This is a genomic window from Stenotrophomonas sp. 86428_Sma (genome assembly GCF_056481585.1).
The window spans coordinates 1530333-1546966 of record NZ_CM151156.1 but is presented as its reverse complement, the minus strand read 5'-3'; the positions used below and the strand labels follow the sequence as shown (position 1 = coordinate 1546966).

At 66.6% G+C, this 16634-nt stretch carries 16 protein-coding genes; 8 read left to right on the top strand and 8 right to left on the bottom strand.

What is annotated here, in order from left to right:
* Positions 1–32: 32 nt before the first annotated feature.
* Positions 33–902: a hypothetical protein gene (locus ACZK3J_RS07040; RefSeq protein WP_049461546.1), complete on the top strand. Its 870-nt coding sequence runs from the start codon at positions 33–35 to the stop codon at positions 900–902.
* A gap of 113 nt (positions 903–1015) precedes the next feature.
* Entirely contained in the window at positions 1016–1975 is a 960-nt protein-coding gene (locus tag ACZK3J_RS07035) for an acetyl-CoA carboxylase carboxyltransferase subunit alpha (protein ID WP_032128332.1), read from the top strand.
* Positions 1976–2115: 140 nt separating this feature from the next.
* Here ACZK3J_RS07035 and ACZK3J_RS07030 read toward each other — a convergent pair whose 3' ends face one another.
* On the bottom strand, positions 2116–2571 hold the full coding sequence (locus tag ACZK3J_RS07030) for a CopD family protein (RefSeq protein ID WP_032128333.1): 456 nt from the start codon (positions 2569–2571) through the stop codon (positions 2116–2118).
* A 149-nt stretch (positions 2572–2720) separates the two neighbouring features.
* On the opposite strand from ACZK3J_RS07030, the gene ACZK3J_RS07025 reads away from it, so the two are divergent.
* Together ACZK3J_RS07025 and ACZK3J_RS07020 are read left to right on the top strand one after the other, a co-directional pair.
* Entirely contained in the window at positions 2721–3311 is a 591-nt protein-coding gene (locus ACZK3J_RS07025; RefSeq protein WP_478476670.1) for a class I SAM-dependent DNA methyltransferase, read from the top strand.
* A 93-nt stretch (positions 3312–3404) separates the two neighbouring features.
* Positions 3405–4712, top strand: coding sequence for a polyhydroxyalkanoate depolymerase (locus ACZK3J_RS07020; protein ID WP_478476668.1), 1308 nt, complete (start codon positions 3405–3407; stop codon positions 4710–4712).
* A gap of 214 nt (positions 4713–4926) precedes the next feature.
* Here ACZK3J_RS07020 and ACZK3J_RS07015 read toward each other — a convergent pair whose 3' ends face one another.
* Positions 4927–5916, bottom strand: a complete 990-nt coding sequence (locus ACZK3J_RS07015) for a sensor domain-containing protein (protein WP_478476666.1) — start codon at positions 5914–5916, stop codon at positions 4927–4929.
* The gene (locus ACZK3J_RS07010; protein WP_032128337.1) at positions 5913–6278 is read right to left on the bottom strand and encodes a PadR family transcriptional regulator; all 366 of its coding nucleotides are present in this window, start codon (positions 6276–6278) and stop codon (positions 5913–5915) included. The genes ACZK3J_RS07015 and ACZK3J_RS07010 overlap by 4 nt, the downstream gene beginning before the upstream one ends.
* A gap of 136 nt (positions 6279–6414) precedes the next feature.
* Between ACZK3J_RS07010 and ACZK3J_RS07005 the strand changes: the two genes are divergently transcribed.
* A complete protein-coding gene (locus ACZK3J_RS07005) occupies positions 6415–7317 on the top strand; it encodes a peptidylprolyl isomerase (RefSeq protein WP_478476665.1) in 903 nt (300 codons plus the stop codon).
* Between the two features lie 584 nt (positions 7318–7901).
* Here ACZK3J_RS07005 and ACZK3J_RS07000 read toward each other — a convergent pair.
* Positions 7902–8774: a DMT family transporter gene (locus tag ACZK3J_RS07000; protein WP_049461770.1), complete on the bottom strand. Its 873-nt coding sequence runs from the start codon at positions 8772–8774 to the stop codon at positions 7902–7904.
* Between the two features lie 115 nt (positions 8775–8889).
* On the opposite strand from ACZK3J_RS07000, the gene ACZK3J_RS06995 reads away from it, so the two are divergent.
* Both ACZK3J_RS06995 and ACZK3J_RS06990 read left to right on the top strand, forming a co-directional pair.
* Positions 8890–9834 carry a LysR substrate-binding domain-containing protein gene (locus ACZK3J_RS06995; protein ID WP_478476664.1) on the top strand — a complete coding sequence of 315 codons (945 nt, stop codon included), beginning with the start codon at positions 8890–8892 and terminating at the stop codon, positions 9832–9834.
* A gap of 68 nt (positions 9835–9902) precedes the next feature.
* On the top strand, positions 9903–10196 hold the full coding sequence (locus ACZK3J_RS06990) for a hypothetical protein (protein ID WP_005415831.1): 294 nt from the start codon (positions 9903–9905) through the stop codon (positions 10194–10196).
* Positions 10197–10227: 31 nt separating this feature from the next.
* Here the strand turns inward: ACZK3J_RS06990 and ACZK3J_RS06985 are convergent, their stop codons facing one another.
* Both ACZK3J_RS06985 and ACZK3J_RS06980 read right to left on the bottom strand, forming a co-directional pair.
* A complete protein-coding gene (locus tag ACZK3J_RS06985; protein WP_177179510.1) occupies positions 10228–11007 on the bottom strand; it encodes a DUF4349 domain-containing protein in 780 nt (259 codons plus the stop codon).
* A gap of 32 nt (positions 11008–11039) precedes the next feature.
* Positions 11040–11396 carry a GFA family protein gene (locus tag ACZK3J_RS06980; RefSeq protein WP_046983156.1) on the bottom strand — a complete coding sequence of 119 codons (357 nt, stop codon included), beginning with the start codon at positions 11394–11396 and terminating at the stop codon, positions 11040–11042.
* Between the two features lie 113 nt (positions 11397–11509).
* On the opposite strand from ACZK3J_RS06980, the gene ACZK3J_RS06975 reads away from it, so the two are divergent.
* On the top strand, positions 11510–13318 hold the full coding sequence (locus ACZK3J_RS06975) for a DUF885 domain-containing protein (RefSeq protein WP_049461768.1): 1809 nt from the start codon (positions 11510–11512) through the stop codon (positions 13316–13318).
* A 141-nt stretch (positions 13319–13459) separates the two neighbouring features.
* Here ACZK3J_RS06975 and agp read toward each other — a convergent pair whose 3' ends face one another.
* Together agp and smrA are read right to left on the bottom strand one after the other, a co-directional pair.
* Positions 13460–14689: a bifunctional glucose-1-phosphatase/inositol phosphatase gene (gene agp / locus ACZK3J_RS06970; RefSeq protein WP_478476662.1), complete on the bottom strand. Its 1230-nt coding sequence runs from the start codon at positions 14687–14689 to the stop codon at positions 13460–13462.
* A gap of 44 nt (positions 14690–14733) precedes the next feature.
* The gene (gene smrA, locus ACZK3J_RS06965; protein ID WP_180844846.1) at positions 14734–16566 is read right to left on the bottom strand and encodes a multidrug efflux ABC transporter SmrA; all 1833 of its coding nucleotides are present in this window, start codon (positions 16564–16566) and stop codon (positions 14734–14736) included.
* Positions 16567–16634 lie beyond the last annotated feature (68 nt).

Genomic DNA, 16634 nt, shown 5'->3' with positions numbered 1-16634 from the left:
TTTCCCGTTCCATGTATCAAGGACGATTGCCGATGAAGACCCTGCTGTTCCCGTTCGCCGCCGCGCTGGCCCTGGCCGCCTGTTCGCCCTCGAAGGTCGAGTTCCAGATCGACAACCCGACCGACACGCCGCTGGCACTGAGCATCGATGGCAAGGACCTGCCGGTGGCCGCACAGGGCTCGCGCCCGATTTCGCTGGCCGTCGGCGAACATCGCCTGCACACCGAAAAGCTCGGCGACGTGCGCTTCATCGTCTACGTCGACGGTCGTGGTGGCCTGATCAACCCGACCCTGAGCGAGTACGTGATCGCCCGCGAGATCTACGTCACCGACGAGAGCAAGCTGAAGAACTTCGGCACCGGCAAGGCCGGCATCGAGCTGGGCGGCGTCGACTTCGAAGGCCCGTTCGAGAAGCGCCACGACCTGTTCATCGACAAGACCTGGACCTACGGCGTGCGCGAACCGTTCCCCAAGGAAAAGGTGGTCGCCCACGTCGATTCCAGCGGCGGCCAGATCGTGGCCAAGGTGTTCACTGCGCCAGACTTCATCGCTTACGTGGAAGAAGGCATGGGAGAGCCCGGTGCGTTCAAGCGCGAGCAGCCGGCCGGCTACGTGGCCCCGGCGTTCAGCCTGGAACCGGCCCCGGCCAGCCTGCCGGCGCTGGTGCCGGCCTTCGAGGCGCATGCCGCGCCGCTGCGTGAGGTCTATGCGCGCTGGCTGAAGGCCACCACCGCCGATGAACAGAAGGCCCTGCGCAAGCAGGACTTCGCCGCGCAGATGGCCTTCACCTCGGCCACCGCCACCCTGGGCAGCGGGCTGGGCCGGGAGGCCAACGAGGCCTACAACGACTTCGTTTCCCAGCGCAGCCAGCTGATGGGCCGCAGCGCCCTGGTGGTGCCCTGAGCTGACTGGCGCCCCCTGCCCGGCTGCGCTACCGTCGCCTTCCAGACGAAGGCGTACGGGTGGTTTGCACGCATTCGGCTAGAATTCCCCTCTTCTTTACACGACGGCTTCCGATGAATCCGAACTACCTCGACTTCGAGCAACCCATCGCCGACCTGGAAGCCAAGATCCAGGAACTGCGCAACGCCAGTGCCGGGCCGGCGGTCAATGTCGAGGCGGAAGTGCACGCGCTGCAGGACAAGCTGCGCATGCGCACCGCGCAGATCTTCCGCAACCTGACCTCGTGGCAGGTGCTGCAGCTGGCCCGTCATCCGTCGCGCCCGTACACCGCAGACTACCTCCGCGTCATGTTCGATGAGTTCCAGGAGCTGGCCGGCGACCGTGCCTTCGCCGACGACAAGGCCATCATGGGTGGCCTGGCACGCATCAACGGCCGTGCGGTGATGGTGATCGGCCACCAGAAGGGCCGTGACACCAAGGAAAAGATCAAGCGCAACTTCGGCATGCCCAAGCCGGAGGGCTACCGCAAGGCCCTGCGCCTGATGAAGATGGCCGAGCGCTTCGGCCTGCCGGTGCTGACCCTGATCGACACCGCCGGCGCCTGGCCGGGCATCGACGCCGAATCGCGCGGCCAGTCCGAAGCGATCGCGCGCAACCTGATCGAGATGGCCGAACTGAAGGTGCCGATCATCTGCACCGTGATCGGTGAAGGCGGCTCCGGCGGCGCGCTGGCGCTGGGCGTGGGCGACCGCACGGTGATGCTGGAGTACTCGGTGTACTCGACCATCACCCCGGAAGGCTGCGCCTCGATCCTGTGGAAGGATGCCGGCAAGGCCAAGGATGCCGCCGAACAGCTGGGCCTGACCGCCCCGCGCCTGAAGAGCCTGGGCCTGGTCGACAAGGTCGTGCGCGAGCCGACCGGCGGCGCCCACCGCAACCCGACGCAGATGGCCAAGCGCCTGAAGGCGGTGCTGCTGAACGAGCTGGACGCGCTGGACAAGCTGTCCACCGAGCAGCTGCTGGAACAGCGCTACGCCCGCCTGCGCAGCTACGGCACGTACGAAGCGGCCTAAGCCCGGTAGTGCCGGCCGCTGGCCGGCAACACGCAGGTGATTGCAGAAACGAAAGAGCCGGGCAATCGCCCGGCTCTTTCGTTTGCGCCCTGGCGGCATCCACGCATGGCGTGGATCTACCGGGTGCAGATGACCCCGCGTCAGAACGGCTTGGCCAGCACCAGCCACACGATCGGAATGAACGCCAGCAACGGGATCTCGTTGATCCAGCGCAGCGCGCGCGACGACGGCAGCGCCCTGCCCTTGGCCACGCCCTTGAGCAGGCGCCCGATCCAGCTGAAGTACACCAGCAGCAGCACCACCAGCCCCAGCTTGGCATGCAGCCAACCGGCGCCGCCCGAGGCAACCATCGTCGGGAAATCCGGAATGACCTTGTAGCCCAGCCACAGCACCAGGCCCAGCAGGAATGCCAACCCGAACATCGAGTGGCCGAAACGGTACAGGCGCAGGCCCATCAGCTGCAGGCGCTCGGTCACCGCCGGCTGGCCAGCGGTCTCGGCCAGGTTCACCAGGATGCGCGGCAGATAGAACACCGTCGCCATCCACGCCACCACGAACACGATGTGGAAGGTCTTGACCCAGTAGTAGCTCTGCATGCGCTCGCTCCGGCGGCTGGCGTAGGTTGGCGCCCATTCTCGCATGCCGTGGCCGGGCCACCCCACGCGCCAGCGCCGCGACACATCGACGCATGGCACGCCGCAACGCCGTACGATAAGCGCCGTTTTCCCCGATCGCGCACCGCCCCATGGACAAGACCTACGACGCCGCCTACTTCCAACGCTGGTACCGCCGCGCCGACATCGGCGGCAGCGCCCGCCTGGCACGCAAGGTGGCATTGGCTGTGGCCAGCGCCGAGTACTACCTGGAGCGACCGATCCGCAGCGTGCTGGATATCGGCTGCGGCGAAGGCGCCTGGCGCGCGCCGCTGCTGAAGCTGCGTCCGAAGGTCGAATACCTCGGCTTCGACAGCAGCGAGTACGCTGTGCGCCGCTACGGCCGCACCCGCAACCTGCACCTGGCCCGCTTAGGTGATTTCGCCTGGCTGCGGCCCTGCGCCCCGGTCGACCTGCTGATCTGCTCGGACGTGATGCACTACGTGCCCGACCGTGAGCTGCGTGCCGGACTGGCCGGCGTGGCGGAGCTGACCGGCGGCGTGGCCTTCCTGGAGACCTTCGCCGCCGAGGACGCGTTCGAGGGCGACCACGAGGGTTTCCAGGCCCGCCCGGCGCGCTGGTACCGGCGGACGCTGGCCCGGCACGGTCTGCAGCCGGTAGGGTCGCATTGCTGGCTCGGTCCCGCTCTGGCAGGCGATGCGGCCGCGCTGGAACGGATGTGAATCCGGATTCATTATTTTCAGCCAACTTAACCTGCGGGACACCCGGATGGGATATGCTGCGCGGCAACATATGACCATACATATTCGGTCGTCATGCTCTATCAACTGCACGAACTGACCCGCAACCTGCTCGCCCCCTGGGTGCACCAGGCCCAGGCCAACGCCAGGTTCTTCGCCAACCAGGGCCACTGGTGGTCGCAGATGCCCGGCGCTGATCGCCTGGCGGCGGTCAATGAACTCTTCCATCGCATCGGCAAGGATTACGAGAAGCCCGAGTGGGGCATCAACGAAATCGACGTCGAGGGCGAGCGCGTGCCGATCGTCGTGCACGAGGAAGTGAGCAAGCCGTTCTGCAAGCTGCTGCGCTTCAAGCGCCACAGCAATGAAGCCGACCAGCTGCACACCATGCTCAACCAGCCGTTCGTGCTGGTGGTGGCGCCGCTGTCCGGCCACCACGCCACGCTGCTGCGCGACACCGTGCGCACGCTGCTGCGCGACCACCGCGTGTACGTCACCGACTGGATGGACGCGCGCATGGTGCCGTCCAGCGAAGGCGAGTTCGGCCTGGATGACTACATCGCCTACATCCAGGAATTCATCCGCCACCTCGGCGTGGAGCGCCTGCACGTGGTGAGTGTGTGCCAGCCGACCGTACCGGTGCTGGCCGCGGTTTCGCTGATGGCCAGCCGTGGCGAGCCGACGCCGCGCACGCTGGTGATGATGGGTGGCCCGATCGATGCACGCTGCAGCCCGACCGCAGTGAACAACCTGGCCACTCAGAACCCGCTGTCGTGGTTCGAGAACAACGTCATCCACACCGTGCCGGCCAGCTATCCCGGCGCCGGCCGTCGCGTGTACCCGGGCTTCCTGCAGCACGCCGGTTTCCTGTCGATGAACCCGAGCCGCCACTTCAGCTCGCACTGGGATTTCTACACCGACCTGGTCAAGGGCGACCTGGAAGACGCCGACGCGCACCGTCGTTTCTACGACGAGTACAACGCGGTGCTGGACATGCCGGCCAAGTACTACCTGGATACCATCCGCGTGGTGTTCCAGGACTTCCTGCTGCCGCGTGGCGAGTGGGTGGTCAACGGCGAGAAGGTCGATCCGTCGGCGATCCGCGACACCGCGCTGCTGAGCATCGAGGGTGAGCTGGACGACATCGCCGGCCTCGGCCAGACCGAAGCGGCGCAGGCGCTGTGCACTGGCATCGGCGCGGACCGTCGCGAGCATTTCATCGTTGAAGGCGCCGGCCACTACGGCATCTTCAGCGGCCGTCGCTGGCGCGAAGTGGTGTACCCGAAGGTGCGCGATTTCTTCGCCGCGCATGCCGAAGCACCGGCGGCGAAGGTCACGAAGAAGAAGAGCAACGTCACCCCGTTGCGGCGAAAGGCGGGGTAACTCGCCCAGGGTGGGTGCCGACCTTGGTCGGTACGCCCTGGTAGATGCCAACCTTGGTTGGCGCTCTACCCTGAATCCCGGTATCTGAAGGATTGTGCCAACCAAGGTTGGCACCTACCAAAGCGAATTCCGCCAAGCGCCCCTGCACTGATGGATCGTGCCAACCAAGGTTGGCACCTACCAGAGCGAAGCCTACCGAAGCGTGGATTCCCGCTTACAGCCGCACGAGCAGGTTCTTGGCGATCAGCCCGTGCAGTTTGCCGATGCCGCGTGCCAGATGCATCGTCAGCAGCAGCAGCAGCGCCCCCGCCGCGGCAACCGCGATTGCCACCAGCGGCGAGGCCGCCATCGGCAGCACGTTCACGTCGTTGACGTACACGCCGGGGATGTCGCCACTGAAGATCGCCGCGACCGGCGCCCAGATCAGGCTCAGCGACAGCGACAGCAACGTCACCGCGATGGTGAAGTAGATGACGCCCAGCGGCAGCATCAGCACGAAGTACAGCAGGGTCAGCCAGGTGCGGCCGTCGGTGAACATGTCCCCGATGCGCTGCAGCCAGGTGCGGCTGCGGTCGGTGTAGCGCGGACGACGCGGCATGCGCTCGCCCAGCAGCGCTTCCACCAGCCGCCCTTCCAGCAGCGCCAGCCCGCGCACCGAGCCGAAGAACAGCACGGTCAGCGGGATGCCGATGATCAGGATCAGCAGGCCCAGCGACAGCGACAGGCCAGTCACCACCCAGGTGAAGAAGAAGATGCCGGTGGCCAGCGACAGCAGCATGTAGAACAGCGCACCGTAGGTATGCGGATCCGTCACCACGCCGAAGAAGCGCGCCAGCAGCGAACGCGGCACCGGTACCGGCGGGGGTGCGGCCGGCTCGACACCACTGGCTTCCGCCGCCGCACGCAGCACCGGCGCGGTATCCGCACGCGGTGTACGCAGCGCGCGATTCACCGTCACTTCGGTCTCGCGGTAGATTTCGGCTACCTCGTCCGGCGCGCCATAGCTGCCGGCAACGTCGGCGATCACCTCGGCCTCGCTGCGGCCGGGCTGCGCGGCCAGTTCCGAGCGCAGGTATTCCTCGGCGTCGTACAGCGCGTCCTGCACCATCGCCGGGTCGGCGCCTTCCAGCGCCGCGCGCAGCTGCGCCAGGTACTGCGGGATGGTCGTGGGCAGGGCTCGGCCTGCCAGGCTCGGGTCGTTCATTGTGGTACCCCCTCCAACACGGAATCGACGGAATCGCGTGTGGCCTGCCAGGCTTGGCGCCATTGCGCCAGCACCTCGCGGCCACGTTCATTGATGCGGTAGTAGCGCCGCGGCGGCCCGCTGCTGGACGGCTCCACATGGCTTTCCAGCAGGCCGGCGCCCTCCAGATTGCGCAGCACCGGGTACAGCGCGCTCTGCTTGCCGCTCAGCACGCCCTCGCCCACCCGCTCCAGCTCCTTGGCGATCAAGTAGCCGTACAGCGGCTCCCCGGCCCGGGCCAGCACCGCCAGCAGGGCCAGCGACACCGTTCCGGCGCTGAGCTCCTTCTGGAACTTCTTCAGCTGGACATCGTCCTCGGACATGACCGGCCCTCCACTACGTTGAAGTCCACAGTAGTGCGAAGTTCGGTATAGCGAATGTGTCGTTAGTCACTCTGCCGGTTGGCGTGGCCGGGCCGCTCGCGCAGAATCGAAGCCTCGTTCATGTTCCGGGGTTCCCATGCCGCACCGCCGTCGCCTTGCCCTGACCGCCCTCGCCCTGTCCTGCCTGCTGCCCACCATGGCCAGTTCGGCCACGCCCTACCGCAGCCCGCAGCAGATTCTTGATGCTTCGGCGGCCAGCGACTGGCGCACCCCAGACCCGGCCAACCTGCTTTACATGGACCTGCCGGCCGGGCGGGTGATCATCGAGCTGGCGCCGCAGTTTGCCCCGCGCCATGTCGCCAACATCCAGACCTTCGCCCACGAGCACTTCTGGGACGGCACCAGCATCTACCGCTCGCAGGACAACTTCGTGGTGCAGTTCGGCGATGCCGACGCCGATGACGCGGCCAAGGCCAAGCCGTTCGGCAGTGCCGCGCGCAAGCTGCCGGCCGAGTTCGAGCGCGCCAGCGCCGGCCTGAAGGTCAGCGTGCTGCCGGACCGCGATGGCTGGGCCGCGCAGACCGGATTCGTCGACGGCTTGCCGGTCGGCCAGGACCCGCAGGCCGGCAAGGCCTGGCTGGCGCACTGCTACGGCATGCTGGGCGCCGGCCGCAACAACGAGGAAGACAGCAGCATCGGCGCCGAACTCTATGTGGTGACCGGCCAGTCGCCGCGCCAGCTGGACCGCAACATCACCCTGGTCGGTCGCGTGTTGAAGGGCATGGAACTGCTCAGTGCAACCCCGCGCGGCCCGGCGCCGATGGGTTTCTATGCCGACCCGAAGCTGCGCACGCCGATCGTGTCTATCCGCCGTGCCAGCGATGTGCCGGTGGCCGAGCGCACGCCGATCCAGGTACTGCGTACTGATTCAAAGACGTTCGCCGATACGGTCGAAGCGCGACGCAATCGTGTGGACGATTTCTACAAGCGCCCGGCGGGGCATATCGACCTGTGCAATATTCCGGTGCCGGTGAAGTAACGCCGTCGCGGGTTCTGCGCGTGGCGCGTGCTGAAGGTGCTTCATCGTTCATGGGCGTCACTTTTCTTTTCGCGCGAAAAGAAAAGTAACCAAAAGAAACGCGCCGCCAGGTCGCGAGCCGCCGTGCTTCGCACGCCGGTCCCCTGCGCTTCTCGGTGAATCAGGGGGCGGCGCGAGGAAGTCAGCCGACTAGCAGTCGGCTCTACAGGACATCGGCACCTCTTCGCCCCTGATTCCCCTGCGATGCTCGGCTCGCTCAAGGCGGACTGGAAGGTCAAGATCAACCGCAAAGGCATCCACGCATGGCGTGGATCTACTGGGTGCAGCTGTGGCCTTTGATCTGGGTCCGCCTTGAGCGAGCCGAGCACCGCAGGTCCGGCGAGGGCGAAGAGGCGCGGGTGTCTGAGCGCAGCGAGTTCCCGCGCCGTCCCTCGACGGGCCGAGGAGCGCAGGGCACCGATGCGCAACGCGCATCGGCTCGTGACCGGCGGAACGTTTCTTTTGGTTACTTTTCTTTGCGTACAAAGAAAAGTAACGCCCATGAACGATGAAGCGCCTTCAGCACGCGCCACGTGCAAAACACCTCAACCCTTCTGACTCACCGCCACGCTCCCCAGGATCAACGCACCGGCAATCAGCATCTGCACCGTCACCGCTTCCCCGAGGAACAACCACGCAAACGCCGCGCCGAACAGCGGAATCAGATAGGTCACGGTCGACGCACGCGACGGGCCGATACGGCCGATCAAACGATAGAACATCAGGAACGCCAGCCCGGTGCAGGCCACGCCAAGCGCGATCGCTGCGCCCCAGGCCTTGGCCGGAATCGCCGCCTGCGGCCAATGGCTGACCGCCATCGGCAGCATCCACAGCGAGGCACACGACAGCGTTGCCGCCGCCGCGGCCGCCGACGGCAGGCCGGTCATGTGCCGCTTCACCAGGTTCACGCCCAGGCCGTACAGCAACGAAGCCGCCGCACCGGCCAGCACCGCGGTGCCGATGCTCAGGCCGGAGACCTTGGCCGTGGCCAGCACCACCACGCCGGCGAAGCCGACCAGCAGCGCGCCCGCACGGCGCATGCCGATCTTCTCGCCGAAGAACAGGAACGCGATCAGCGCGGCGAACAGCACCGTCATCGCATTGCAGATCGCACCGATCGCGGCCGGCGCCTGCTCTGCGGCATAGGCGAACAGCACGAACGGCAGCGCCGAGTTGATCAGGCCGATCGGTGCCAGCCACAGCCAGCGCCGCGGCGGGAACTGTGCGCGGGCGCGCCACAGGAACGGCAGCAGCACCAGCGCGCCCAGCACCAGCCGCACCTCGACCAGCGCGAACGGGCCGAACGACGGCACCGCCACCCGCATGAACAGGAACGAGCAGCCCCAGATGGCGCCCAGCAGGGTCAATTCCAGCGGCGTGCGCCAGTCGCGCTCGGCCACCTGTGGGACCGCATTCATGCCCTGCCTCCGTCCATCGTCTGTTCCTCGCCAAGGCAGACAGGATCGGGCGCAGACGCCCGCCGCACAAGCGCGTAGTATCGCTGCCAGCCACAAGTATGGTTTGAGGCTGGACATGCAGCTACGCCCTTCCCTGCTCCCCGCACTGGCCGTGTTCGCGGTTGCAGCGCGCCACCAGAACTTCGCCCAGGCCGCCCAGGAGCTGCACCTGACCGCCAGCGCGGTCAGCCACCACGTGCGCCGGCTGGAGGAGGTGCTGGAAACCCGGCTGTTCCTGCGCCACGCCCGCGGCGTGCGCCTGACTGCCGAGGGCCGGCAGCTGGCCGACGCCGCCAGCGCCGCCTTCTCCGATGTCGCGGCCGTCGCCCATCACCTGCAGCCGGATGCCGACAGCGTGCCGCTGCGGATCACCACGCTGCGCTCGCTGTCCTACTGCTGGCTGCTGCCACGGCTGCCACGCTTCACCCAGGCCCATCCGCACATCCGCATCGAACTGCACACGGGCAGCGGTCTGGACCGCTACGACGACAACGGTCCGGAGGTCGGCATCCGCTATGGCCTGGGCCAGTGGCCGGGCCTGCGTGCACAGCACCTGATGGATGACTACCTGTTCCCGGTCGCCTCACCGGCGCTGGCCGGGGTCGAAACGCTGGTCGATCCGGCGCGCATCGCCGACCTGCCGCTGCTGACCGATCTGTCGCCGCAGGGCTGGCGTGACTGGTTCCGCCATGCCGGCGTGCGCCCACCCTCGCCACTGCCGCCGATGCACACCTTCGCCGACAGTACCGATGCGATGCGTGCCGCGGTGTACGGCATGGGCGCGGTGCTGGCACGTACCCACATCGCGCAGCCCTACGTGCAGCGCTACGAAGTGGTACGCCTGCCCGGCCCGGCACTGAAAGCGCGCTATGCGTATCACGTGGTGCACGCCGAAGGGCAACCGCCGAGCCACGCCGCGCGCCTGTTCATTGACTGGTTGCTGGAGCAGGCGCAGGACGAACGCACGCCGATTCCCGCGTTGCCGGAAAGCCTGCTCGGGCGCCCGGCCACACGCGCCTGACTGCGCCCTCACCCGTTCTTTGCTTCACGCTGGCTAGGCTGCAGGCAACCCCACACCGTATCGACGCCATGGCCATGCTGCGACTGCGCATCACCGGAACCGAAGACGACGCCCGTGCCATCAGCGACCTGCTGCTCGGCCTGGACGGCATCGAACATGTCGAGGAAACCGACGACCTGATGCCGCACATGGACGACGACGATTCCAGTTCGGCCGGGCTGTCCGATGACATCGGCCCGGGCATCCACGAACTGGAGGTGGAAGTCGGCAACGAAAGCACCGCGCAGAAGGTGCGCGATGCCGTGCAGGAACTGGCACTGGAGCTGGACGTGTTCGTCGAGTACGAGACCGACGAGGGCTGATGCCGGCGGGTTGCCGGCATCAACCTTCACCTCAGAGGCTGGGCGGCAGCCTGCGGCGGCGGCGACGCCACCACGCCCGCACACCCCAGGCCGCGATCAACGCCAGCACCGCTACCGGCAACAACGCGGCGGCAGCGCGGATCAGGAACGCCACGCTGGTGCTGAGGATGCTGCCCGATTCACTCAGCGCTTCGCCGATCTCGCTGCGGCTGCGCTGGCCCGAGGTGGTGTCGAAGTGCATCGTCACCAGCTGGGTATCGATGCGCCGGCGCTGCTGCGCAGAATCCTTGTTGGCCTGCTCGACGCCCGCTTCGATCTCCGACAGGCGCGTGGTGATCGCCATCAGGTCTTCGATCTTCAGGTCCTTGCGGTCCTGGTAGGACAGCAGCCGCGCATGTTCCTTCTCCAACCGCGCCTTGGTCAGTGCGGTGTCGGCGACCTGCTGCGCGAGATCTTCGGCGCGCGTGTTACGCGACTGCAGCGTGCCCCCCTCACCGGCCATCGCGATCAGTGGCTCGGTGCCCTTCGGCGCGATGCGTACCTTGACCTCACCGCTGGGTTGCTCGCCACTGCGTTGATCGACCTGCAGCACCGCGCAGTCACCGAACTTCGCGCTCTGGCAGGCCTGCGCCACCTGCTGGATGCGCACAGCGATCTGCGCCGCTTCCAGCTGGATCTGCACGTCATGCTCGTAGGCCAGGAACGCACCTTCCGGCGAAGCGACAGCAGCATCGGCAGCGGCCGCACCCGCCTCCTGCGCCCTCTCGCCGTTCTTGGCACAGGCCGCCAGCGCCAGCAGCAGCACCGGCATTGCCACCACACGCGTCCACGCGCGCAGCGGCGTCACAGTGCCGCTCCGTCGTAGGACATCACCGCCAGCGTGGCCAGGTCCACCTGCGGTACGCAGCGCACGTTCACCGCCACCATCGGCGTACCGGTGCGCGGGTCCACCGCTTCGCTGTAGGGAGCGACGCCGCACTCGCGGCAGTGGTGATGATCGATGTGGGCTTTGTTGAAGTGGTAGGTGGCCACATCCGCGGGATTGGTGCTCAGCTGGAACGCCTCGCGCGGGGCAAACCACAGCAGGCTGCCGCGGCGACGGCACATCGAGCAGTTGCAGTCGATGACGTCGCTGATCGGCGCCTCGGCCTGTACGGTGAATGCGATCCTGCCGCAATGGCAGCTTCCCTGGTATTCCATGTCCTGCGCTCCGCTGGAGGGTCCTTGTCAGTGCCCATGGTAATCCTATGGCACGGGGACAAAGCAGCCCCGGAGGCCTATGCTCGGGAATTGACCCCAGTACAGGAACGCCGATGCGCCCGCATCTTCTTGCCCTCGCCCTGGTCGCCGCCCTGGCCGGTTGCCAGCCGGCCGACGCCCCGACCAACGCTTCCACCCCGGCCGCCAGCCAGCAGGCCGGCGACGCGGCGGTCGATGCCGCCTTCGCCGATCTTTCCAAGCGCGCCCTGGACACCTGGATGCAGCTGTCGCCGGTCAGCGCCACCCAGATCGGTGACCACCGCTACGACAGCGAACTGGATGACCTCAGTGCCGCCGGCCAGCAGAAGACCCTGGCCGCCTACAAGGCGCTGCTGGGCGAGCTGGACAAGATCGAGGTGGCCAAGCTCGGCCGCGAAAACCAGGTGGACGCGGCGATCCTGCGCAACCAGCTGCAGTCCGAGATCTGGAATGCCGAGGTCATGCAGTCCGGCAAGTGGGACCCGCAGCTGTACAACGGCGTGGCCGGCAGCGCGATCTACGGCCTGATGGCCCGTGAGTTCGCACCGCTGCCCGAGCGCCTGAAGTCGGCCACCGCGCGCATGGAGAAGCTGCCGGCGATCTTCGCCCAGGCCCGCGAGAACCTGGATCCGGCCCGCGTGCCGAAGATCCATGCCGAGACGGTGGCCAAGCAGAACAAGGGCATCCTCAGCATCGTCGATACCTTCATCACCCCGCACATCGGCGAACTGCCGCAGGCCGACCAGCAGCGCCTGCAGGCCGCCATCGATGGCCTGAAGAAGGCGGTGGACGAACAGCAGACCTGGCTGGACAAGACCCTGGTGCCGAACGCCAAGGGCGACTTCCGCATCGGTGCGGAAAAGTACGACCAGAAGCTGAAGTTCGCGCTGAACTCGTCGCTGTCGCGCCAGGAGATCGGCGAGCGAGCACGCGCCGAACTCAAGCGCGTGCGCGAAGACATGTACGGCATCGCGCAGACCGTGCTGAAGGACAAGCCGGGCGCACCGGAGATGCCGGCACAGCCGACCGACGAGCAGCAGCAGAAGGCGATCGAGGCCGCGCTGGAGCTGGCCTACGCCGACAAGCCGGCGCGCGACAAGGTGGTCGACGATGCCAAGGCCGCACTGGAGCAGTCCACCGCGTTCGTGCGCGAGCACGACCTGATGACCCTGCCCGACGCGCCGGTGGACATCATCCTGATGCCGGAATTCCAGCGCGGCGTGGCCGTGGCCTACTGCGATTCGCCGGGCCCGCTGGACAAGAACCTGAAGACCTTCTACGCCGTCTCGCCGATTCCGGACGACTGGAACGACAAGCAGGTCGACTCGTTCCTGCGTGAGTACAACTCGCGCATGATCCACCTGCTGAGCATCCACGAAGGCACCCCGGGCCACTACCTGGAAGGCTGGCATTCGGCCAAGTTCCCCTCCACCCTGCGTGCGGTGCTGCGTTCGGGCCTGTTCGCCGAAGGCTGGGCGGTCTACACCGAGCGCATGATGCAGGAGCAGGGTTACCTCAACAACGACCCGCTGTTCCACCTGGTGCAGCTGAAGTTCTACCTGCGCACGATCTCCAACGCGATCCTCGACCAGGGCGTTCACGTGGACAACTGGGATCGCGAGAAGGCGATGCACCTGATGACCCACGATGCCTTCCAGCAGGAAAGCGAAGCCTCGGGCAAGTGGGTGCGCGCGCAGCTGACCTCGGCACAGCTGCCGACCTACTTCGTCGGTGCGCAGGAACACTTCGACACCCGCAAGGCGATGCAGGACAAGCTGGGTGACAAGTTCAACCTCAAGGCCTACCACGACCAGATGCTGTCCTACGGCGCCCCGCCGGTGCGTTTCGCACGCCAGCTGATGCTGGACCAGCCGATCGAGTGATCGCGCCGGTGTGAGCGGAAGCAGAACGGCCCGGGGAAACCCGGGCCGTTTTCTGTTCGGCGTCCCGGGATGGACCCATCCACGCATGGCGTGGATCTACTACCCGCCTGCCAGTAGATCCACGCCATGCGTGGATGGCATTCAATTCACCGCGCGATGCAGCACGCGCTCGAACTGCACGTCACTGCATCCATTCTGCCCACACCCGGGAAGCGCGAGCTCCACCCGAACGGGTGGCTGTACATCGCTCAACGGCAGCGCATCTCGCAGTTGCGCGGTGGTCGGGTAGACGTAGGCCAGGCGGAAGCGCTCGCCACCGCTTTGGCGGTCGCGCCAGCGCTCGAACTGCAGCAGGCCGCCGATCGGTGTCTTCTCATACTGGCCCCGCAACGTGTAGTCCGTGATTCCCAGCGCCGCCAGCACGGAACCGATGTTGGAATCGTGGCCGACCAGCAGGCTCACCTTCGGTGACGCCGGATCTTCGAACAGCCCGTTTATTCTTGCCAAAAGCGGCTCGGCCACGTCCCGCGCCACCTCGGGTGTTCCGAACAGGATGTCCTGGTAGCGGTTGCGGATCTGCGCCAGCGCCTGCCATTTGGCCTCCGTGTTCAATCGGCCCCAGCCTTCGCGGGGGATGCCACTTCCCTGGTAGTGCTCCATCAACAAGGCATCGACCAACCCGCTTGCCAGGGCCAGCGAACCGGAAGTACGCGGTTCTTTGCCCGGCTCTGCGCTGAAAATGGAATCGGCCGGCGTCAGGTGGCATTCGCTGCGGCCTGCGCACGCAGCCGACTGCGGGTAGCGGGTGATCGCCTCCACCGCCGCCAACGCCGGTGCCAGATCCGATGCGGCCTGCGCCTGTTGCATCGCCGACAACGCGCGTTCGCGGAAGGCCGCATCACCGTTGTGGATCACCGGATTGAACAACGGATCCATCGTGCCCAGCGGCATGCGCTGTTCCACCGTCACGTGGCAGCCCGGGAACGCACCGGCAACGAAAAACTGCGCGGTGGCCTGGGTGCGCTGCAGGCTGTTGGCGTGCGCGTGGAAGTCGCTCGGCTGCGGGCAGCCCGTTGCCGGCAGCAACTTTGCCTGCCGCAGCCACTGGCCGATGTAACGGCCCATGTAGATCTCCAGCACGCCGCCCTTGTTGGTCAGCTCGCCGGCGCCTACGTCCCAGCTCGGCCAGCGCTCCGGAGTCGCATTGGCCAACGCGCCCGATGCCACCACCGGTGCGCGCAGGTTGTGGCGGCTGAGAAGGATGACCTGCTCGAGGGCTTCGCCTTCCACTGATGGCGATGCAGCGGCTGCGGCAGTGGCGACCAGTGCCAGTGCCAGCGCCAGCAGCAGGGGGCGTAGAGAACGAATCATGCGGGTCTCCGACCCCAAGGGATGCATCCACGCATGGCGTGGATCTACTGGTCTGCAGCCACAAAACCACCGGTCTGCCGCGCCCACAAGCGCGCGTACAGGCCACCGGCCGCGATGAGCTCGGCATGGGTGCCGGTCTCGACAATGCGGCCCTGGTCCATCACCACCAGCCGGTCCATGCGTGCGATGGTCGACAGCCGGTGCGCGATCGCGATCACCGTCTTGCCGCCCATCAGCTGGTCCAGGCTGTCCTGGATCGCCGCTTCCACTTCCGAGTCCAGTGCCGAAGTCGCCTCATCCAGCACCAGGATCGGTGCGTCCTTCAGCAGCACGCGGGCGATGGCGATGCGCTGGCGCTGACCACCGGACAGCTTCACGCCGCGCTCGCCCACGTGCGCGTCATAGCCACGCCGGCCCTGCCCGTCCACCAGCGTATCGATGAAGGCTGCGGCGCGCGCCTTGGCCACGGCGGCATGCAGCTGCTCGTCAGTGGCATCGGGGCGGCCATACAGCAGGTTGTCGCGGATCGAGCGATGCAGCAGCGAGGTGTCCTGGGTGACCACGCCGATCTGCTGGCGCAGGCTCTCCTGGGTGACATGGGCGATGTCCTGATCGTCGATCAGGATGCGGCCGCTTTCCAGGTCGTACAGGCGCAGCAGCACGTTGACCAGGGTCGACTTGCCGGCACCGGAAGGACCGACCAGGCCGATCTTCTCGCCCGGCTTCACCACCAGGTCCAGTCCGGCAATCACACCGCCCTTCTTGCCGTAGTGGAAGTGGATGTCCTGGAAGTGCACGCCACCACGGGTCACCTGCAACGGCACCGCATCCTCGCGGTCCTGCACGGTCAGCGGCTGGGCAATGGTGGTGATGCCATCCTGCACCGTACCGATGTCCTCGAAGATGCCGTTGATGGTCCACATGATCCAGCCGGACATGTTGTGGATGCGGATCACCAGGCCGGTCGCCAGCGTGATCGCGCCAACAGTGATGTGGCCACCGTTCCACAGCCACAGCGCGAGCCCACAGGTACCGGCAATCAGGAAACCGTTGACGATGGCGATGGTCAGGTCCATGCCGGTGGTGATGCGGGTCTGCGCACGGTGCTTGACCGCCAGTTCCTGGATCGACTCGGCCACATAGGCCTGCTCGCGTCCGCCATGGGCGAACAGCTTCAACGTGGGAATGTTGGTGTAGCCATCAACGATGCGGCCCATCGCCTTGGAACGCGCTTCGGAGGCGATCCATGCGCGTTCCTTCGCGCGCGGAACGAAGTAGGCCAGGATCACTGCATAGGCCAGCAGCCACAGGATCAGCGGCACCATCAGCCGCCAGTCGGCCTGCGCGAACAGGTACAGCGCGGTGCCGGTGTAGACCACGATGTACCACAGCGAGTCGACCATCTGCACTGCCGATTCGCGCAGCGAGGTACCGGTCTGCATCACCCGGTTGGCCACGCTGCCGGCGAAGTCGTTCTGGAAGAAGTTCAGGCTCTGCCGCACCACGTAGTTGTGCATCAGCCAGCGCGAGCGGTTGCTCAGGCCAGGCACGATGGCCTGGTTGACCAGCAGGTTGTGCAGGCCGACCAGGATTGGCCGCGCGATGACCGTGATGAACAGCATCCAGCCCAGCTCATTGGCATGGCGCTTGAAGAAATCGGCCCCCGGCTGCTCGGCGACCATGTCGACGATGCGGCCCAGGTAATCGAACATCGCCACTTCCACCAGCGCCAGCAGCAGGCCGGCGATCAGGGTGGCCAGCAGCACCGGCCACACCGGGCGCAGGTAGTGCAGGTAGAACGGCAGCACCTTGCGCGGCGGCATGCGCCCGTCCACGGGAGGGAACACCGGAATCAGGGATTCAAACCAACGGAACATCGCATTCCCTCGCCATCAATAGCCGGCGGAGTATCCCACGCCGCGTGTGTACGCCAGCCGATGATCAC

Bases quoted from the DNA above. Each gene is read 5' to 3' on its own strand.
- ACZK3J_RS07040 (WP_049461546.1), top strand. From the start codon at position 33: ATGAAGACCCTGCTGTTCCCGTTCGCCGCCGCGCTGGCCCTGGCCGCC.
- ACZK3J_RS07035 (WP_032128332.1), top strand. From the start codon at position 1,016: ATGAATCCGAACTACCTCGACTTCGAGCAACCCATCGCCGACCTGGAA.
- ACZK3J_RS07030 (WP_032128333.1), bottom strand. From the start codon at position 2,571: ATGCAGAGCTACTACTGGGTCAAGACCTTCCACATCGTGTTCGTGGTG.
- ACZK3J_RS07025 (WP_478476670.1), top strand. From the start codon at position 2,721: ATGGACAAGACCTACGACGCCGCCTACTTCCAACGCTGGTACCGCCGC.
- ACZK3J_RS07020 (WP_478476668.1), top strand. From the start codon at position 3,405: ATGCTCTATCAACTGCACGAACTGACCCGCAACCTGCTCGCCCCCTGG.
- ACZK3J_RS07015 (WP_478476666.1), bottom strand. From the start codon at position 5,916: ATGAACGACCCGAGCCTGGCAGGCCGAGCCCTGCCCACGACCATCCCG.
- ACZK3J_RS07010 (WP_032128337.1), bottom strand. From the start codon at position 6,278: ATGTCCGAGGACGATGTCCAGCTGAAGAAGTTCCAGAAGGAGCTCAGC.
- ACZK3J_RS07005 (WP_478476665.1), top strand. From the start codon at position 6,415: ATGCCGCACCGCCGTCGCCTTGCCCTGACCGCCCTCGCCCTGTCCTGC.
- ACZK3J_RS07000 (WP_049461770.1), bottom strand. From the start codon at position 8,774: ATGAATGCGGTCCCACAGGTGGCCGAGCGCGACTGGCGCACGCCGCTG.
- ACZK3J_RS06995 (WP_478476664.1), top strand. From the start codon at position 8,890: ATGCAGCTACGCCCTTCCCTGCTCCCCGCACTGGCCGTGTTCGCGGTT.
- ACZK3J_RS06990 (WP_005415831.1), top strand. From the start codon at position 9,903: ATGGCCATGCTGCGACTGCGCATCACCGGAACCGAAGACGACGCCCGT.
- ACZK3J_RS06985 (WP_177179510.1), bottom strand. From the start codon at position 11,007: ATGCCGGTGCTGCTGCTGGCGCTGGCGGCCTGTGCCAAGAACGGCGAG.
- ACZK3J_RS06980 (WP_046983156.1), bottom strand. From the start codon at position 11,396: ATGGAATACCAGGGAAGCTGCCATTGCGGCAGGATCGCATTCACCGTA.
- ACZK3J_RS06975 (WP_049461768.1), top strand. From the start codon at position 11,510: ATGCGCCCGCATCTTCTTGCCCTCGCCCTGGTCGCCGCCCTGGCCGGT.
- agp (WP_478476662.1), bottom strand. From the start codon at position 14,689: ATGATTCGTTCTCTACGCCCCCTGCTGCTGGCGCTGGCACTGGCACTG.
- smrA (WP_180844846.1), bottom strand. From the start codon at position 16,566: ATGTTCCGTTGGTTTGAATCCCTGATTCCGGTGTTCCCTCCCGTGGAC.